23 protein-coding genes are annotated in these 18,423 nt (G+C 38.3%); 2 read left to right on the top strand and 21 right to left on the bottom strand.

Going from position 1 to position 18,423, the window contains the following annotated elements:
• Positions 1-4: 4 nt before the first annotated feature.
• From pstB to H3R21_RS06735, 17 genes are all read right to left on the bottom strand, one after another.
• Entirely contained in the window at positions 5-805 is an 801-nt protein-coding gene (gene pstB, locus H3R21_RS06815) for a phosphate ABC transporter ATP-binding protein PstB (RefSeq protein WP_046307435.1), read from the bottom strand.
• Between the two features lie 10 nt (positions 806-815).
• Positions 816-1,709 (bottom strand): phosphate ABC transporter permease PstA, encoded by an 894-nt coding sequence (pstA, locus tag H3R21_RS06810; RefSeq protein ID WP_046307436.1) that lies wholly within the window; start codon positions 1,707-1,709, stop codon positions 816-818.
• A gap of 7 nt (positions 1,710-1,716) precedes the next feature.
• Positions 1,717-2,709: a phosphate ABC transporter permease subunit PstC gene (pstC, locus tag H3R21_RS06805; RefSeq protein WP_198183989.1), complete on the bottom strand. Its 993-nt coding sequence runs from the start codon at positions 2,707-2,709 to the stop codon at positions 1,717-1,719.
• Between the two features lies 1 nt (position 2,710).
• Positions 2,711-3,577: a phosphate ABC transporter substrate-binding protein gene (locus H3R21_RS06800; RefSeq protein WP_046307438.1), complete on the bottom strand. Its 867-nt coding sequence runs from the start codon at positions 3,575-3,577 to the stop codon at positions 2,711-2,713.
• A 144-nt stretch (positions 3,578-3,721) separates the two neighbouring features.
• Positions 3,722-4,414, bottom strand: a complete 693-nt coding sequence (gene rplA, locus H3R21_RS06795; protein ID WP_198183987.1) for a 50S ribosomal protein L1 — start codon at positions 4,412-4,414, stop codon at positions 3,722-3,724.
• A 71-nt stretch (positions 4,415-4,485) separates the two neighbouring features.
• On the bottom strand, positions 4,486-4,911 hold the full coding sequence (gene rplK, locus H3R21_RS06790) for a 50S ribosomal protein L11 (RefSeq protein ID WP_046307440.1): 426 nt from the start codon (positions 4,909-4,911) through the stop codon (positions 4,486-4,488).
• Positions 4,912-5,037: 126 nt separating this feature from the next.
• Positions 5,038-5,586, bottom strand: coding sequence for a transcription termination/antitermination protein NusG (gene nusG, locus H3R21_RS06785; protein ID WP_109715718.1), 549 nt, complete (start codon positions 5,584-5,586; stop codon positions 5,038-5,040).
• Between the two features lie 100 nt (positions 5,587-5,686).
• Positions 5,687-5,857 carry a preprotein translocase subunit SecE gene (gene secE, locus H3R21_RS06780; protein WP_198183985.1) on the bottom strand — a complete coding sequence of 57 codons (171 nt, stop codon included), beginning with the start codon at positions 5,855-5,857 and terminating at the stop codon, positions 5,687-5,689.
• Between the two features lie 5 nt (positions 5,858-5,862).
• On the bottom strand, positions 5,863-6,012 hold the full coding sequence (rpmG, locus tag H3R21_RS06775) for a 50S ribosomal protein L33 (RefSeq protein ID WP_074426294.1): 150 nt from the start codon (positions 6,010-6,012) through the stop codon (positions 5,863-5,865).
• A 183-nt stretch (positions 6,013-6,195) separates the two neighbouring features.
• Complete coding sequence (locus H3R21_RS06770; protein WP_046307443.1) at positions 6,196-6,414, bottom strand: hypothetical protein; 219 nt, start codon at positions 6,412-6,414, stop codon at positions 6,196-6,198.
• Positions 6,415-6,481: 67 nt separating this feature from the next.
• Entirely contained in the window at positions 6,482-7,060 is a 579-nt protein-coding gene (locus H3R21_RS06765) for a sigma factor (protein ID WP_198183983.1), read from the bottom strand.
• Positions 7,061-7,256: 196 nt separating this feature from the next.
• Positions 7,257-8,012 (bottom strand): 23S rRNA (guanosine(2251)-2'-O)-methyltransferase RlmB, encoded by a 756-nt coding sequence (gene rlmB / locus H3R21_RS06760; RefSeq protein ID WP_109716047.1) that lies wholly within the window; start codon positions 8,010-8,012, stop codon positions 7,257-7,259.
• The gene (locus H3R21_RS06755) at positions 7,999-8,442 is read right to left on the bottom strand and encodes a Mini-ribonuclease 3 (protein ID WP_122035694.1); all 444 of its coding nucleotides are present in this window, start codon (positions 8,440-8,442) and stop codon (positions 7,999-8,001) included. The genes rlmB and H3R21_RS06755 overlap by 14 nt, the downstream gene beginning before the upstream one ends.
• The gene (cysS, locus tag H3R21_RS06750; protein ID WP_198183981.1) at positions 8,435-9,859 is read right to left on the bottom strand and encodes a cysteine--tRNA ligase; all 1,425 of its coding nucleotides are present in this window, start codon (positions 9,857-9,859) and stop codon (positions 8,435-8,437) included. The genes H3R21_RS06755 and cysS overlap by 8 nt, the downstream gene beginning before the upstream one ends.
• Before the next feature lie 146 nt (positions 9,860-10,005).
• Positions 10,006-11,511: a glutamate--tRNA ligase gene (gltX, locus tag H3R21_RS06745; RefSeq protein WP_198183979.1), complete on the bottom strand. Its 1,506-nt coding sequence runs from the start codon at positions 11,509-11,511 to the stop codon at positions 10,006-10,008.
• Between the two features lie 75 nt (positions 11,512-11,586).
• Complete coding sequence (gene radA / locus H3R21_RS06740; RefSeq protein WP_198183977.1) at positions 11,587-12,963, bottom strand: DNA repair protein RadA; 1,377 nt, start codon at positions 12,961-12,963, stop codon at positions 11,587-11,589.
• Positions 12,964-13,512, bottom strand: a complete 549-nt coding sequence (locus H3R21_RS06735; RefSeq protein ID WP_198183975.1) for a dUTP diphosphatase — start codon at positions 13,510-13,512, stop codon at positions 12,964-12,966.
• 198 nt (positions 13,513-13,710) lie between these two features.
• Between H3R21_RS06735 and H3R21_RS06730 the strand changes: the two genes are divergently transcribed.
• Both H3R21_RS06730 and pepC read left to right on the top strand, forming a co-directional pair.
• Positions 13,711-14,019 carry a hypothetical protein gene (locus H3R21_RS06730; RefSeq protein ID WP_198183973.1) on the top strand — a complete coding sequence of 103 codons (309 nt, stop codon included), beginning with the start codon at positions 13,711-13,713 and terminating at the stop codon, positions 14,017-14,019.
• 145 nt (positions 14,020-14,164) lie between these two features.
• Positions 14,165-15,511, top strand: a complete 1,347-nt coding sequence (gene pepC, locus H3R21_RS06725; RefSeq protein WP_198183971.1) for an aminopeptidase C — start codon at positions 14,165-14,167, stop codon at positions 15,509-15,511.
• 60 nt (positions 15,512-15,571) lie between these two features.
• Here the strand turns inward: pepC and H3R21_RS06720 are convergent, their stop codons facing one another.
• The 4 genes from H3R21_RS06720 to H3R21_RS06705 all read right to left on the bottom strand — a co-directional run bounded on the left by H3R21_RS06720 (position 15,572) and on the right by H3R21_RS06705 (position 18,370).
• Positions 15,572-16,507 (bottom strand): AAA family ATPase, encoded by a 936-nt coding sequence (locus H3R21_RS06720; RefSeq protein ID WP_198183969.1) that lies wholly within the window; start codon positions 16,505-16,507, stop codon positions 15,572-15,574.
• 105 nt (positions 16,508-16,612) lie between these two features.
• The gene (locus H3R21_RS06715) at positions 16,613-17,287 is read right to left on the bottom strand and encodes a 2,3-diphosphoglycerate-dependent phosphoglycerate mutase (protein ID WP_198183967.1); all 675 of its coding nucleotides are present in this window, start codon (positions 17,285-17,287) and stop codon (positions 16,613-16,615) included.
• A 2-nt stretch (positions 17,288-17,289) separates the two neighbouring features.
• Positions 17,290-17,472, bottom strand: a complete 183-nt coding sequence (locus tag H3R21_RS06710) for a DUF308 domain-containing protein (protein ID WP_074426305.1) — start codon at positions 17,470-17,472, stop codon at positions 17,290-17,292.
• A 1-nt stretch (position 17,473) separates the two neighbouring features.
• Entirely contained in the window at positions 17,474-18,370 is an 897-nt protein-coding gene (locus H3R21_RS06705) for a cation diffusion facilitator family transporter (RefSeq protein WP_198183965.1), read from the bottom strand.
• Positions 18,371-18,423: the final 53 nt, after the last annotated feature.

Genomic DNA, 18,423 nt, shown 5'->3' with positions numbered 1-18,423 from the left:
TCCTTTAGCCAAAACTACCTTGAATGTATTTTTCAGTAATCTCACCTTGTGGATTAGTGAAAATATTTGTAGTCGTATCATATTCAAGTGCATGTCCTAAATGAAAGAAAGCAGTGTACTCACTGATTCTGGATGCTTGCTGCATATTGTGCGTAACCATTACCATCGTGTACTTCTTACGCAATTGCTTTAAAGTATCTTCCAACTTAGCAGTTGAAACTGGATCTAGAGCACTTGCTGGCTCATCTAAGAGCAAAATTTCAGGTTTCAGTGCGATTGCTCTTGCAATACACAAACGCTGCTGCTGCCCACCAGAAAGAGCTAAGGCACTCTTATCAAGTTTATCTTTAACTTCATCCCACAATGCAGCAGCTCGCAAACTTTCCTCAACAATTTGCTCAAGCTTTTGTTTATCTTGTTGACCATTAGCCTTTAGCGCATATGTTATATTTTCCCTGATTGACTTAGGAAACGGGTTAGGCTTTTGAAAGACCATCCCAATCGCCTTGCGCAATTCATAAACATTGATTTTCTGCTGATTTACATCAAGATCATGAAACATAATCTTGCCATCTACACGCGCTACACGGTCATTCATGCGGTTTAACGATCGTAAAAAAGTTGATTTCCCTGAACCTGAAGCACCAATTAGTGCTGTAATCGTGTTTTTCTTAAATCCTAGACTTACATCAAATAATTTTTGAATTGTACCGCCATAAAAAACACTTAAGTCCTCAGTGTAAATAGCACAATCTTCGTCTTTAAAAGTCTTAATGTAAGTCTTTTGAGTTTGCCAATTTTCCATAGAATTTTCCTTATTTAATTTTAGCAGCGGTCAAGCGATTGTATAACCAATTACCCAACGCACGAGCGCCAAAATTAAAGATAATGACTACAATAACCAATAAGGCAGAAGTAGCAGCTGAAACGACTGTGACATCGGGAATGATCCCCTCAGTGTTAACTTTCCAAATATGGACAGCCAAGGTCTCAGCCGGACGCATTACGTTTAAAAAGCTGGTTGGACTGAACATATTCCAATTAGAATAATCAACAGTTGAACCACTTTGTCCAGCAGTATAAATTAAAGCAGCTGCCTCACCAAAAACACGTCCAGCGCTTAGGATGATACCTGTTATAATACCTGGAAGTGCTGCAGGCAAGACGATACCACGGATTGTTTTCCAGTTGGATAAGCCAAGGGCCCAGCCGGCTTCACGCTGAGTTTGTGGCACACCTTTAATTGCTTCTTCAATGTTACTGGTCAAAATTGGCAAATTAAAAAATGTTAAAGCCAACGCACCGGCAATAATTGAAAAGCCAAGGCCAAATTGAACGACAAATAGTAAATAGCCAAAAAGTCCAACAACAATTGAAGGAAGCGAGCTAAGAATTTCTATCGTAGTTCTAATTAATTGGGTCACCCAATTGTCCTTCGCATATTCAGCTAAGTAGATTGCTGCACCCAAAGCAATTGGTAGTGAGATCAATAAAGTTAAAATCAACAAATAAAGTGAATTAAACAGTTGATCTCTTATTCCCCCGCCAGCTTCAAATGAAGAAGAAGCAGAAGTTAAAAAGTGCCATGATAAATGTGGTACACCAGAAATTAAGATGTTTCCAATAATACCAACTAAAAGTAGGATTACGATGCCAACTAACAAATAGATAACGCCAGTAGCGATGCGATCATTTCTCTTTGAATTCATTTTACTACTAACTCTTCTTTCCAATTAAGTGTACCAAGAAGTTGAACACTAATGACATTATTAATAGTAGTAATGCCAAACTCCATAGTGCATTGTTAGGCAGTGTGCCCATAACTGTATTACCCATTTGACTAGTTAATTGACTAGTTAAGGTTGCTGCTGGACTGACCAAGTTGTAAGGCATTAAGACTGCATTACCAATCGCCATCTGAACAGCTAAAGCTTCACCAAAAGCACGTGCCATTCCGAAAATAATCGCTGTCATAATACGTGCTCGAGCAGCTCTCAAAACAACATGGTAAATAGTTTGCCACTGCGTTGCCCCTAAAGCAGCAGAAGATTTACGTAACTCCTTTGGAACTGCCTTAAAAGCATCAACTGTTAGAGAAGTAATTGTCGGTAACACCATAACAAAAAGAATTAAGGTGGCCGTCAAAATACCAAAACCTGTTCCACCAAAGACAGTTCTAACAGCAGGAACAACAACAGTTAAACCCAGGAACCCATATACAACTGATGGAATACCAACAAGTAATTCCATAACTGATTGCAAAAGGTTTGCTTTCTTGCCTGATTCGTATTCAGTCATAAAGAGTGCTACTGCGATTGCAAATGGAGTAGCAATAAGGGCTGCAAGCAGCGTAACTGCAAAAGAAGTAACAATCATTGCCGCAGCACCAACGTGATTAGGACCAGCACTTGGATTCCAGTCAGTTGAGAACAGAAAATGAAAGATATTAACTTTATCAGTAAAAAAGGTTGCTAAACCATGACTACCAACAAAACCAATAATGGAGACAATCAAAATACCGATTAGTAAAATTGCTAAAGCAGTTAAACCTTTGCCCCAGCGTTCTTGTCTGGTTTCCTTAGAAGGTTTAGTTAACCTCGCAATATCAATACTATGCGGATTAATCCCCTTAATTTTGACGTGAGGAACTTTTTGTTGAGCAATCGCTTGTTCAACAACTTCCTGCAAGTCTTGTTCTTTTTTAGACATACTAATTACCTAATTTCGTAACTTTATTTTCACTATCACGCGAAACTTTCATTTCATGAATACTTAGATAGCCAATCTTAGGTACTAAATCTCTTTGTACCTTTTTACTTAAGACATAGTTAATAAACTTAGCGGTTGCCTTGTTAGGCTTTCCCTTAGTATACATATGTTCATATGACCAAAGTGACCACTTATTAGTGGGTATGTTCTTATTGACTGGTTGAACGTGGTTTATACTGATTTTCTGAATGTTCTCATCATTTGCATACGGAAATGAGATATATGAAATTGTTCCGGGTGTTGAATTAACAATCTTTTTGACTGTTCCATTAGAATCCTGTTCCTGCGAATTGACAGCATCCTTACCATTTAGAATCAAATCTTCAAAAGTAGTTCTGGTACCACTGCCGCGAGAGCGGTTAATCACAATAATCGGCAAGTTCTTACCACCAACTTGTCGCCAATTGGTTATTTTTCCTGTAAAAATGGCAGCTAATTGCTTCTTGGACAAGTTCTTGACACCGACTCCTTTATTGGCAATCGGGACAATTCCAACAATCGCAACAGGATAGTCCTGTAGCTTTTTTTCATCTATTCCCTTTTGGGTTTCAGCAAAAACATCAGACGTTCCTACCTGCACTGCACCCGCTTGAACCTGGCTAAGCCCTGTTCCTGAACCACCGCCTTGAACAACGATATTACTATCAAGATGAGCTAGATGATAATCATTACCAGCTTGCTCAATCAATGGTTGCAAAGCACTGGATCCAACAATCGTAATCTTTTCCTTACTTTGACCGCAACCCACTAAAAACAGCGGCACAACCAAAAGGACTACCAGCAATTTGCTCACATTCTCTTTACGCATTGTATTTTCCTCAATTTGACAATAGGATTATGCTTAGTTTAACAAATATCTTGCAATTGATAAATATTTAAGGTCAAAAAGTCGATAAAAAAAGCAACTCGCGCGTGTGGCAGAGTTGCTTTCCTATTTTCTTCGAATTAATCTTTAATCCAAGTTTAATGGATCAAGCTTGATCCCAGGACCAAAGGTTGCAGCAACTGCAACGCTCTTGATGTATTGGCCCTTAGCAGCTGATGGACGCGCACGTAAAATCACGTCACGTAGAGCATCAAAGTTCTCAATTAATTGTTCATCAGTAAATGATACCTTGCCGATAGCAGTATGAATAGCTGCTTGACGGTCAACACGGTATTCAACTTGACCAGCCTTAACGTTCTTAACGGCTTTTTCGATGTCCATTGTTACAGTACCGGTCTTAGGGTTTGGCATTAAACCTTTAGGTCCAAGCACACGACCCAAACGACCAACTTTAGCCATCATTGTTGGTGTTGCAACAACAACGTCAAAGTCTAAGTAACCGTTTTGAACTTTTTCTACTAAGTCGTCAGAACCAACTTCGTCAGCACCGGCAGCCTTAGCTTGTTCAGCTTGAGCACCTTCGGCAAAGACAATAACCTTTTGGGTCTTACCAGTACCGTTTGGTAAAACAAGTGAACCACGAATTTGTTGGTCTGCTTGCTTAGGGTCAACGCCTAAGTTGTATGAAACTTCAACTGATGCATCAAAACCAGCATATGAAGTTTCTTTAACTAAGTTAATTGCTTCAGCAACTGAATATAATTTCTTTGAATCTACTTTTTTAGCAGCTTCTAAATATTTTTTACCATGCTTTGGCATGTGATTTCCTCCTTAATATGTGGTCAAACGAGACTCAAACTCTCCCACCTAAATTGTTATAAATAACAGGATTAGTCTTCGACTTCGATACCCATGCTTCTAGCAGTACCTTCGATCATTCGCATAGCAGCTTCAACATCTGCAGCGTTAAGGTCCTTCATCTTTGTTTCAGCGATTTCCTTAACTTGATCCTTAGTTACCTTACCAACTTTCTTGGTATTAGGTTCACCGGATGCCTTGTCGATCTTAGCAGCTTGCTTCAAAAGAACTGGAGCTGGTGGAGTCTTAGTTATGAATTCGAATGAACGGTCTTCATAAACTGTAATGACTACAGGAATAATCATGCCTTTTTGGTCAGCAGTTCTAGCATTGAAGTCCTTAGTAAAACCTACAATGTTAATTCCTGCTTGACCTAAAGCAGGACCAACTGGAGGAGCGGGTGTTGCAGCACCAGCTGGTATTTGTAATTTGACAACGTTAATAACTTTTTTTGCCACGGTCAAAACCTCCTTGATTCCGTGCGTGGTTAAAATGGAAAAGTTACCTACTTTTCCTCCCACAATAATAAAAGTACTTTAATATGGTACCATCGTTTTTTAAAATTTGCAATCTCTCGTAAAAGTTTAGCTAATTTTTTCTACTTGATCGTAATCAAGCTCGGTTGTAGTTGCACGGCCAAACATATCAACTGAAACAAATAACTTATATTTATCGGGTTGAATTTCAGTAATCTTACCCTCAACGCCGTTAAATGCACCGTCAATAATAGTGACAGTTTCACCAACTTCGTATTCAACTTGAGGACGCTTTGCAGGTTCTCCCTGTTGACGCAACAGACGATTTACTTCTTCTTCAAGAAGTGGTGATGGCTTAGAACCACCACCATGTGAACCAACAAATCCAGTTACGTTAGGTGTATTTCGAACAACAAACCAACTTTCGTCAGTCATGACCATTTCAACTAAGACGTAACCAGGGAAGATTTTTTCTTCAACTTCTTTTTTCTTGTCGTTGACCTTCTCGATTTTTTCTTGTTCAGGAACCATTACCCGAAAGATATAATCTTGCATCCCCATGCTTTGTGCACGTGATAGCAAGTCAGATCTAACCTTATCTTCGTATCCTGAATAAGTATGAAGCACGTACCATTGCTTCTTTGTTGTTTCAACCATTACAAATTTCTCCTTTTATTTTGGCAAACAAAAAAACCTCCACTCAGAGGTTTTTTCTTTAACTTTATTTATTATATCACGAATAGAATTTCATTTCTATTTACATGAAAATTTGTGTTAAAACGCTGAATAAGTAGTCTAACACTCCTAGAAACAAGGCGAATAAAACTGAAGTAGTAATGACTGTTCCAGTATCATGACGGTTTTGTTTAGCTGTTGGCCATGTTACCAAGTGCATTTCGTGTGCTACGCTCTTAAAAAACTTAATCATTCAATTTACCTCGTTTCCTTGTGTAATGTCATTTTGCCACAATGTTTACAAAATTTATTCAATTCAAGCCGCTTCGTGCGATTCTTGCCTGCGGTGATTGAGTAGTTACGCGAGCCGCATACGCTGCAAGCTAATGATGCTTTTTTCACTGCCATAATCTCACTTCCAAACTATTGTATTTTAGCAAAAAATACAGGTATAAGCAATTCATTTAATAATTGCCCTAAAATTCAAGTCAATTTTTCTCTTTAAATAAAAAGCAGCTACTTATAAGCAGCTGTTTTTGGTGGTCAAACAAAAGCGTAACCGCCGGGCGTAGAACATTGTAATAGTCGGATTTACTTCTTAAGATTTTCATTTACGAAGGATTCGATTTTATCGTCAGAATAATCAAGGAACGGAAGCATATCTTCTTCCGTCTTCATGGTATCTCTACCATTCTTTTCCATGAAATAGTCCCAAAGAGCATCCCTAACTGGCATGTCTGAATCACTCCAGTCAAAAACCTCTTTCATGTGACGATCTAACAATGCAGTCTTGATAACATCTTCTGCCATCTTAATCTACCTCCTATAAAATAATTCTACAGTTATTAATTATACGCTAAATTCTCATCATTTTCTATTAAACAGAGTCTAATAAAATTAACCGTGCTTTTTGCAGCAGACGCGAGCGTGCCCTTACTAAGGTCATTGGCAAAATTTGCCAGTCGTTAATTATCTGTTCTGGTTGACAAAGTCCGAGAATAATTAATAAAGCCGTAACTTCTAAAATCGATAGCTTGTTGACTAATTCAGCTAGTTTTATGCTTAGCGGCACTTCTGGTAAAAAAGTTTCTGGTCGCCGAATAGGATTCATTCCTTTAGTAGCTGCTGCTTCAAAAGAAATTGCTTTGGCCCAAGCCTTTCTGCGGTATGCCATTTCACGTCTAAGAAGCGTATTGGCATGATTTACCAGCCGAACTTTGTAATAGCTAGCGAAATTACCCTTTTTTGGGTCAAAATCTTTCACAGCTAAATAACAAATGATCATCGCATCCTGATCCCAATCCTGATTATCGTAAGAGCGAAGATGATATTTTTTCTTAATATTCGCAATTAGTGGACGATACAAAAAGCAAAGCTTACGTAGTGCATCAGTCTGTCCACTTTTGATTTGCATAATTAACTCGGTTTCTTCTCTTGCTACTTCTATTTTAGCCATATTGCTATTCTCCTTTAGTTGATATCTGAGCTAAAGAATACTGAGAAGCAAAATTTAATTTAAACGAACCAATGTTTAAATTTTTCACTAACAGGTAAATGTAACGGTTAATAACAGCAAAATTCACTTTAGGTTGTCAGAACAAAATTTGCAAAAAAATGAGCGCACATTTTGTATGGGCACCCATTTAACTTTTTTATTTATGATGATTTCTAGTATCCAGCATTTGATATAGCAAAACACCAGTTGCAACACTTGCATTGAGAGATTGCACATGGCCAACCATTGGCAAAGTAATCATTTGATCCATTTGTTCTTTCAGTAAACGTGAAATGCCTTTACCCTCATTTCCGATTACAAGAACAGTTTTACCATTGCTATCCCACTGACGATAGTCTGTTCCGTCCATATCTGTGCCAAAAAGCCAGTAACCACGTTTTTTCAACATTTGACTAGTTTGTACAAGGTTATTAACGCGGGCAACTGGGACGTAATCAATCGCACCAGTTGAGGTCTTAGCCACAACAGACGTCAAACCCGTTGCGTGTCTTTTCGGGATAATGATTGCATCGACCCCAGTTGCATCAGCTGTTCTCAAAATCGAGCCCAGGTTGTGTGGATCTTCAATTGAATCAAGCATTAACAAAAATGGTTGTTTCTCCTCCTGATCAAATTGATCAAGTAAATCATCCAAATCCGCATATTCGAAACTAGCAACAGTCAGAACAAGTCCCTGATGATTGCCGCCTTGAACTAGGCGATCAAGCTTATTTTTAGGAACAGTTTGAACAACAATTCCTTTTTCCCTTGCTAAACCGAACACTTCATCTGCAAAGCTTTCCTGCACACCTTGTTGCAAAAAAACCTTATTGATTCTGCCAGCATCCTGTGTTTTTAAAAAATCAATTCCAGCATGTCTACCAAAAACAAAATCACTATCACTTGAAGTCATATTCATCAATGCCACCATTCTCCACTGTTTCAATGCACCAAGAAGTTAATTCTTGAAGCCGCTCTTTTTTACCAAGTAATTCCAAATAGCCCCAAACTGCTTCAAATCCTGTCGACAATTGGTATGTGGCTAAACTAGTATTCTTGGCCTTGCTATAAGTTTTAGAATTACGACCGCGACGAAAAGTTGCTAGTTCATCCTCACTCAATAAGCCATCTTCCTGCATCTTAGTAATCAAAGCCGCTTGAGCCTTGGCTGACACATAATGTGTTGCTCTTAGCTGCAAGGCTTGTGGCTTAACAATGCCACATTTAACTAAATGCCGCCGAATATCAACTTCATAAACAGCATCCCCTAAATAGGCTAACGTCTGCCCGTTTAATGTATCTGGATTAATTTCGTTTTCGACCAACTTTTTACTATTACTCACGAATCCACCTTGTTCCTTGTGGAGTATCTTCAATGATTACTCCCATTTCTTTTAATTGATCACGTAACTGATCACTTTTAGCCCAGTCCTTGTTCTTTCTTGCTTCATCACGCTGCTCAACCAAGGCAACAATTTCATCATCACCTTGCGTCTCATTTTGCTTAATCAACTTGGCGGTATCAATACCAAAGATACCCAACCATTCTGTTAATAGAGCTTGCGCCTTCATTAATGCGTCTTTATCAACACTTTCAGCTGCAATATTGGCATTTAACACTGGTAATAAATCATAAATTGCTGTTAACGCATTTTGAACGTTAAAATCATCATCCATTGCGGTAACAAAATCTGTTTCCGTTTTAGCCAAAATTTCACGTAAATTAGCGTCTTCAACATTAGAAGTGCCGTCTTTTAAACGATAATTCAAGTTGATCAACATGTTCTTAAAACGCTGCAAAATAGTCTGTGCTTGTTTGAGGTTTTCTTCTGAATAGTTGATTTGACGTCGATACTGAACACTGGCCATGAAGAAGCGAAGAACCTGTGGATCAACTTTCTTTATAATTTCATGGACCGTTACAAAATTATGTAACGACTTCGACATTTTTTCTTGATCAGCACCTACAGTCACAAAACCGTTATGCATCCAATAATGAACAAATTTTTTACCTGTAGCGGCTTCACTCTGAGCAATTTCATTTTCATGATGTGGAAATTCAAGATCTTGCCCACCACCATGAATGTCAATTGTATCGCCCAAGTATTTGGTTGACATGACTGAACATTCGATATGCCAGCCTGGCCGTCCCTTGCCCCAAGCAGACTCCCAGGCAATTTCATCAGGCTGTTTTTGCTTTTTCCAAAGGGCAAAATCAATTGGATCTTCCTTACGATTCTGTTCTTCCTCGTTAACGTGTTCCGAAGCGCCCTCTTCTAATTCAGCAATGTTCTTACTGCTTAATTCACCATAGTGCGCAAATTTCTTTGCTCGATAATAAACATCACCGGCAGATTCATAAGCATAACCTTTTTCAATTAGCTTTTCAATAAAACTGATAATTGCAGCAATTTCACTAGTTGCACGGGGATTCTTAGTTGCGGGCTCGATATTTAAAGCGGCCGTATCCTCTTCATAAGCTTCAATGTAGCGATCCGCTAATTCGGGCACAGTAATGCCTTCGGCACGTGCTTCATTAATCATTTTATCGTCAACGTCAGTAAAGTTAGACACATAATTAACTTTATACCCGCGGTATTCAAAATAGCGTCTAATGGTGTCAAAAGCGATTGCACTTCGTGCATTACCGATGTGAATGTAATTGTAAACCGTTGGGCCACAGACATACATCGTAATCTGCCCAGATTTAATTGGTTGAAATTCTTCTTTAGTTTTCGTCAGAGTATTATATATTTTCACGACGGCTAACTTGCCTTTCTAAAACTTTATCTCCATTCTAACAGAAACAATAGTAGTTTCTAGCTTTTAAAAAATAATTTATCGGAAAACGGCAAAGCAAAAGAGCGCCTATCAATCAAAAATAGGTGCTCTTTTATTGTATTAAATTATAAGCCGTTTTCGCTCATTTGTTTCAAGGTTAAGTCAAGGTGTTCATGAACTTTTTCTTTACCCAAAAGTTCCATTGCTTCGCCAATTCCAGGGCCAACCATTGATCTAGTAGTTGCGATTCTGATTGGCATGAATAGGCGTCTACCCTTAATGCCAGTTTCCTGACGAGTTGCCTGAACTGCCTTCATAATTTGTGGTGAAGTAAACCGAGGAATTAAATCAATTTGCTTCTTGAATTCTTCAATAACAGGTCTTGCTTCATCCTTACGAATTTCGTCAATTTCTTCATCGCTCAAATCTTTTGGTGCGTCAAAGAAAATCTTAGCTAAATCAACAATCTGCTTAGTATATGACATTTGCACAGAGTAAATGTTAACTAATTGACGTATCCATTCCATCTTTTCAGGGTTTGGATCTTTTTCAACTAAACCAGCTTCTTGTAAATTGTTAAGTGCTAAGTCTAGTAAAGTATCACGATCTGCCTTCTTGATGTATTGGTTGTTAATCCACTCTAACTTTCTTCTGTCAAAAGCTGCAGGTGAATTTGATAAACGAGCAGGATCAAATTGCTTAATCAATTCGCGTTGAGTAAAGATTTCGTTTTCACCAACAGGTGACCAACCAAGAAGTGTAATGAAGTTAAACATTGCATCTGGTAGGTATCCTAAATCACGATATTGCTCAATAAACTGCAATACTGACTTGTCTTCTTCACGCTTAGATAACTTCTTACCAGTTTCCGCATTGATAATTAAAGTCATGTGACCAAACTTAGGTGGCTCCCAGCCTAATGCTTCATAAACAGCTAGCTGCTTAGGAGTGTTAGAGACGTGATCATCCCCACGTAAAACGTGAGTTATTTCCATTAAATGATCATCGACAACAACTGCAAAGTTGTAAGTTGGCATACCATCACGTTTTTGGATAACAAAATCGCCACCAATTGTGTCAGACTCAAAGCTTAAGTGGCCCTTAACGATATCTTCCCAAGAATATGTTTCCATTTCAGGAATGTGAATTCGAACAACTGGCTTTAAGCCCTTTGCCTTTGCCTCTTCTTGCTTTTGCGCAATTTCATCGGCAGTCAGGCCTTCATACTCGTAAGTATAGTGTGGAGCAATTCCCATTGCCCGTTGCTCTTCACGTTGTTCTTCAAGTTCTTCTTCTGTTTTGTATGAATAGTAAGCTTTACCTTCATCTAACAGTTGTTGAATGTACTTATTATAGATATCTTTACGTTCAGATTGACGATATGGGCCAAAATCGCCGCCCTTGTCAGGACCTTCATCCCAGTCAATACCTAACCAACGTAAGTTTTCCATTTGTGATTTAGAACCACCTTCGACATTACGTTTTTGGTCAGTATCTTCAATTCTTAAAACAAAAGTACCTTTATTATGACGCGCAAACAAGTAGTTGAATAGTGCAGTTCGCGCATTACCTATATGTAAGTGCCCTGTTGGACTTGGGGCATATCTTACCCGAATTTTTTGTTTTGCCAAAATTCATGCCTCTTTCAAAAAGTAAATATAAACATTTTTAGTTTACCCGTAATAACGGAAAAGTTCAATCTTTCCTTAACCCAAAACCAATTTTAACGCTTGGGGGATGCTTGAAACGGGAATTACTTCTATTCCCATATTTTGCAAACTTGATCGCATATTATGATTAGGAATAAAAATTCGCTTAAAACCTGTTTTAGCGGCTTCTTTAATCCGCGCATCAATCTGGTTAACTCGTCTAACTTCACCAGTTAAACCAACCTCACCCACGAAGCAATCAGTTGGTAAAATTTCTTGGTTTTTATAGCTTGAAGCAATCGCCATCACTACCGCCAAATCAACTGCAGGCTCATTCAAGCGAATACCACCGGTAGCAGTTAGATAAACATCTTGATTTTGTAGCATCAAGTTGCCACGCTTTTCTAAAACTGCTAACAATAATCCTGCTCGGTTGAAATCAATACCGGCAGTAGTTCTTTTGGCGTAGCCAAATGCGGTCGGTGTAACTAATGCTTGGATTTCCGCTAGAATCGGCCTTGTTCCCTCAAGCGAGACGACAATCGCAGATCCCGTTGAGTTAGGTAATCGCTCATCAAGAAAAATTGCAGATGGATTAGTGACTTCCTGCAACCCTTTGTTGACCATTTCAAACATACCGATTTCGTTAGCAGCACCAAACCGATTTTTTACGGAATGCAAAATTCGGTATGCATGGTGTTCATCACCTTCAAAATAAAGAACTGTATCCACCATGTGCTCCAAAATCTTAGGCCCAGCGATTGCACCTTCCTTGGTAACATGACCAATCACGAAGACCGTAATTGCATCCATCTTAGCAATTTTCATTAATTCGCTGGTTACTTCACGAACCTGTGATGCGGAACCCGTCATTGAATCAAGACTAGGTTCATTCATTGTTTGAATTGAGTCAATTACGACAAAATCAGGCTTAATTGTGTCAATTTGCTGACGAATATCTTCCATGTCTGTTTCTGGATAAAGCAACATATCATTCGCAGCAAGTCCTAAACGATCTGCGCGCAACTTAATTTGATTAGCTGATTCTTCTCCCGAAACGTATAGGACTTTGAATTTTTGTGATAGCTCACTCATGATTTGTAACATTAATGTGGACTTACCAATCCCAGGGTCCCCACCAATTAACACAAGTGAGCCAGGAACTATTCCACCACCAAGAACACGGTTAAGTTCACCCATACTTGTTTGGATTCGTTCCTCTTTTTCAGCCTTTACGGCTTCAATTTTAACTGGTTCATTAATTCCAGTTTTCTTAATTAGTCTACTTGGACTACCTTTTGCAGAATGCGCTTGGACAGTTTCGGTTTCTTTTTCGAACTGATTCCAGGCGCCGCAATTAGGACATCTTCCCAAGTAACTAGCCGAAATATAGCCACAAGAGTGACACTTGTATTTCGTTTTAATTTTGGCCATTTACTCCTCCTTGTTAGTTGAGCCAAAGCCATTAGCACGTTGACGGCTGACTGGCTCATCATCATCTGTTTTTAAATAATGAATAAAAATTCCTTGAGCAATTCGCTCACCCTTTTTAATCTTTATTGGTCGAACACCATAATTAAGTACCTGAACAAAAATCTCACCCTCATTAGCATCATTATTATAGTAGTCTGCATCAATAACGCCAATCCCATTGGGTAAGCTCAAGTTTCTTTTAAAAGTATTTGACGACCTGTTCGCCAAAATCAACACTTCGTCTTCTGGCATATAGACCTTGACCCCAGTAGGAATTAAAAATGGCTTAATTATTTTATCTGCCATCTCATAATCAGGTTCATAGAGTTGATGCCCATTTCTAATCAAACGGAAAATACGGACAAAGTTTAACCGCCAAATGCTTGGAATCACCATGTCTTGAGCCGCTTCAATGTCATATCCTGCGCTAGCAGTTGTCTGGCGTCTCGGTAGCGTAATATCTTCATCTTGGTATTTAGATACGATTTCAAAGCCACGTGTTCTGTTCATTTTTTCTCCTTTGGCTGGTAAAGACTTTTTGTTTCAGTTAAAGTATCATAAACATTATAACTTGTAAGTAGGAAAAATTTATAGCGCTAATTTATATTATTGGCTAAAAGAAATACGTTCCTCTAGTTTCGCATTGCAAAACTAGTTCTATAATTAAATTCGTAAAAAGCAGTCCATTTTTTTGCAGGAGAAAAAGTAATGTTTACCTTCTATGATCCACACCAATTTTTTAAAGAATACGATGATAACGAGCAATTAATCTACCACTGGTCAATGGACGAAATTGAGCGAAATGACGGAAAAGTTTGGGTAATTAACCACATGTTTATTGCCCCAAACCAAAACAAAGAAGCAGTTCTGGACAAAAATATGGCTCTAGTAATGGAATTTGCCAAGAATACCAAATTACCAATCTGGCCTCTTGATCCACTAGTAATTGACTATTTCCAGCGGCATCCTGAGTTTCATAAAATTTGGTATCACCGTCCTGCTCAAGCAACTAATTAGTATAATTGCTTCTTTTTGTTTTTCAAAATTTAACACTCAGTAGCAATTAATTAACAATTTATTCATAAAATCATTCGGCCTACAATAGACTAGTTAATCTAGATGGGATAAAATGGGAGTTATTAACTTAAGGAGGATAACATTAATGACAAAAGAAATTACAAATGATGCTATTGCCAATTATACTGATGATCTAGCAAAGCACCCTAGTATTAACATTGCTAGCCACGCTGCTCAACAAAACGGTATTTTCAAGGCTAGTCAAAATTTACAATCTCAAATTGACCTTACCCCAACATTTTCAGTTGAAATTGATACTGGTAAGCCAGCTGATCAAAAGCAATCAGGTCGCTGCTGGATGTTCTCAGCATTGAACACCATGCGTCACCCATTGCAAAAGGAATACAAGGTTAAGGATTTTGAATTATCACAAAATTACACTAACTTCTGGGACAAGTTTGAAAAATCAAACTGGTTCTTCGAAAATGTAATTGCTTCAGCAGATAAGCCACTTGGTGACCGTAAGGTAAGCTTCTTATTCGCAACACCACAACAAGATGGTGGTCAATGGGATATGCTTTGCGGCTTAATTGAAAAGTATGGTATCGTACCAAAATCTGTTTACCCAGAAACTGCTAATGCAACTAATTCAAGTGCTTTAAACGACACTTTAAACACTTTACTACGTAAGGACGGTTTGGAATTACGTGAATTAGTCAACAGTGGTAAATCAGAAGATGAAGTACAACAACGTAAGAACGAATTCTTAAATGATGTTTTCCGCGTTTTGGCTGTTTCTCTTGGCGTTCCACCAAAGAAATTTGATTTCGAGTACAAAGATGATGATGGTAATTACCACCGCGATGCTGATCTTACTCCTAAGGCATTCTTTGACAAGTACGTTGGCATGAACTTAGAAGATCACGTTTCAATTATCAACTCACCTACTGATGACAAACCTTACCACAAAGTATTTTCAGTTGAATACCTTGGTAACGTTGTTGGCGGTCGTCAAGTTCGTCACCTTAACTTAGAAATTGACGAAATGAAAGACTTAATCATTAAGCAACTTGAATCAGGAGAAGTTGTTTGGTTTGGTTCTAACGTCAGCAAAGATTCTGAAAGACAACTTGGTCTTCTTGATACCAATATTTACAAGCGTGATGAATTATTTGACGTTGATTTATCAATGTCAAAAGCTGAAAAGCTTGATTCAGGTGAAAGCATGATGGACCACGCTATGGTTATTACTGGTGTTGATCTAGTAAACGGCAAACCAACTAAGTGGAAGATCGAAAACTCATGGGGTGACAAGCCTGGCTTTAAGGGTTACTTCATTATGAGTGATGCTTGGTTTGATTCATTTGTTTACCAAGCAGTTATTAACAAGAAATTCTTGTCGGATGACGTGAAGAAAGAATTTGACGAAGGCGCTAAGGACCCAATCGAATTACTTCCATGGGATCCAATGGGAGCTCTTGCTTTTAAATAAAAAACAAAATTTAAAAACGAAAAACGCTACTTTTTTAAAGTGGCGTTTTTCGTTTGCTATTTACCAAATATGTAGTAACTTGTCATGACGCAATTTACTCAAATTAAATTGGTGCACATGTTCGGGTTCACTTTCCGGATATTCTTCAACAAAGTCAGCCAAGTTAACTAGGCCAGTTGAATAAGTCCAGATTCCCTTATTCTTTTTAATCGGATCAAGCATTTCATTTCTAATGGGAACAGCAGAAATTAAAAAGTGCTTGTGATGAAACTTAAACACAAAATATGGCAAGCGGAAATCATTAATAATTTCATCTCTTGTTTTACCAATGGTAATCACATTTCGATATGTGCCATATTTCTTTGTAAATTGATCATTAAATGAAAAATAAAAATTAGAGATGTGAACATGAGGAAAGTCTTCCTCGGCGACCTGATCAGGAACTGCAACCACATGAGAGAAGTGATCTAAATTACTCTCTTTTTGTGATAAGGCCTTAGGCATCTGCGTCGGACTAATAACATGTGCCCATTCAGGGACATGTAAATTATCCTGATAGGTCAGATACATCTCTTTAACTACTTCTGGCTTGACCCAGTCATATTGCCTGCGAACCTCGTTGCGATTAAGCAACCCCCGCAAGTTCTTATGATGCATTAAGTCAACAACAAATAACTCATAGCGATAGCACTCAACCCACTTTTTATAGTGCTCGATGCTTTCTTGAACAATGTGGGTACTATCGACAATTACGGTTTCGCCACGCTTCATCTTCTCTTCTACGAGGTAATCCACCATTTTTTCCGTTTGCTCATTTGCATATCGCGGAATTACTTGATGTAAGCAATCGGAATCTTCTTCATAATAGTAAGTCAAATTCGCCAATAATAGCCTTATTTGATCACGGCTAATCGCATAAGGCTGTAAGTGATGACGAGCAATAAATGAAGATTTACCGGAGCCGGGTGCGCCTCGTAATAAAAATATTTTACGCATACCAATTCTCCAAACTAAGAATGTAAAAAAATCTATTTAGTATCGTATTAGATTTTAACATATATCAAGGAGAATACTTACACTTAACTGAAAAGCGCTGAAAATTTAATGTAATATTTCTTTCTTAATGATATTTAATTGATCATCCAAAGTATAAATGATTGGCTCCGCATTGGGAACTTCAAGCTTAACAATGTCATAATCGTCAATTTCTTCAAGTTTTTTAATTAAAGCGCGCAAACTTGAGCCATGAGCTACAACCAATTGGTCCTCACCTAGCCGCAGTCTACTCGCTATTTGGTCATGATAATAAGGCATTAAGCGTTTTTGAGTCTGATAAAGACTTTCTGCCTTCGGCAAGCGATGACGATCACACGATGCGTAACAAGCGGCAGTGACTTCACCACCTTCTGGTGGAACTGCATAAAAACCACGCCGCCATTCAGTGATTTGTTCATCCCCAAAAATCTCGCGTGATTGATCCTTATTTATGCCACGCAGTTTCCCGTAGTGCCGTTCATTCAAACGCCAGGTCTTAGTAATTGGTAAGTAGAGCCAACCGCATACTTCTGCGACGATATTAGCAGTAACAATTGCCCGCAATAAAACTGACGTATGCAAGTGGGTTGGATTAAAATTAGGAATTTGCTTAATTAACTGACCAGCATTTTCAGCCTGTTTGCATCCTTTTTCAGTTAGTTCAACATCATTCCAACCGGTATAAACATTAGCATAGTTGGCTGTGCTTTCCCCATGCCTCAACAACACCAATTTGACCATTTTTATCCCATCCAGTGTCTAATTAGTAAATAAATTCCAAAAATAGTGAATATAATGCCCAAAACCATAAAGGGACCAAAGCCACCCTTTTTCGATTTATATCTTCTGTTAAAGGCATATGCCATATCATATAAGCCAACAATTAAAACAATAACCGCTGTAAACAGATTAACTTCTAATGACATATTATTCAGCCCCCCTCTTGTCTTGATCTGATGCAATCATCTGATCATTTTTACCACGTTCGCACTCAACCTGAAAATTGGTATGATTGATGCCCAACACAGCTAGTTTTTGACTTATTTCATCTGTCAATTCTTCAAACCGGCCTGCTGTTAGATCTCGGTCTACGTTAACATGTGCGTCGAGCATAATGTAACGATCACTGTAACGCCAAACATGCAAATGATGGATATTTTTTATTTCTGGAAATGATAAAACGATGCGATTAACTTCGTCAAGATCGATATCTGGATTAGATTCCATCAAAACGTTAGCTGCCTTTTTCGTTAAACTACATGCTTCATGAAATACAAACACGGAGACAAGAAGTGTCATCAAAGGATCAAGCCAAGTAATCTTCCAAAAGTAAATAAAAATTGCCCCAATAACGACAGCTACACTCGAAAGTGCATCACTCATCATATGGATAAAGGTTGAACGGACATTAAGGTTCTTTTCGCCATCCTCGTGCATTGCAAGCATTGAAACAATATTAGCAACTAAGCCAATGATTGAGACAATTAACATAACGCCACCGCTAATCTGTGTTGGCTGCCAGAAGCGTTCAATTGCTTCTACGAATAGAACAATACTAATTAAAATTAATACCACACCATTTGTAAAAGCCGCTAAAGTCTCAGCGCGCTCATAGCCAAAAGTCTTTTGCTTATTACTACGCCGATTACTGATTAAATGGGCAACAAAAGAAATAATTATTGCGCCAACATCGCTCAAGTTATGCACAGCGTCTGAAAGCAGTGATAAAGAACCTGAAACGAATCCACCAATAAATTCCGCAGCGGTAATAACTACGTTCAGTGCCGTTACGTATGCATAACGCTTAGTTGTTTGATCCTTCATTAATTTACCTCATTATCTTAACTTAACAAAAAGTCCTACCTTTAAAGTAGGAC

It is taken from the genome of Lactobacillus sp. W8172, assembly GCF_016102055.1.
In the GTDB taxonomy this organism is placed as follows: domain Bacteria; phylum Bacillota; class Bacilli; order Lactobacillales; family Lactobacillaceae; genus Lactobacillus; species Lactobacillus apis_A.
Note: the sequence above shows the minus strand (reverse complement) of the source record. Positions and strands in the feature narration are given on the sequence as shown.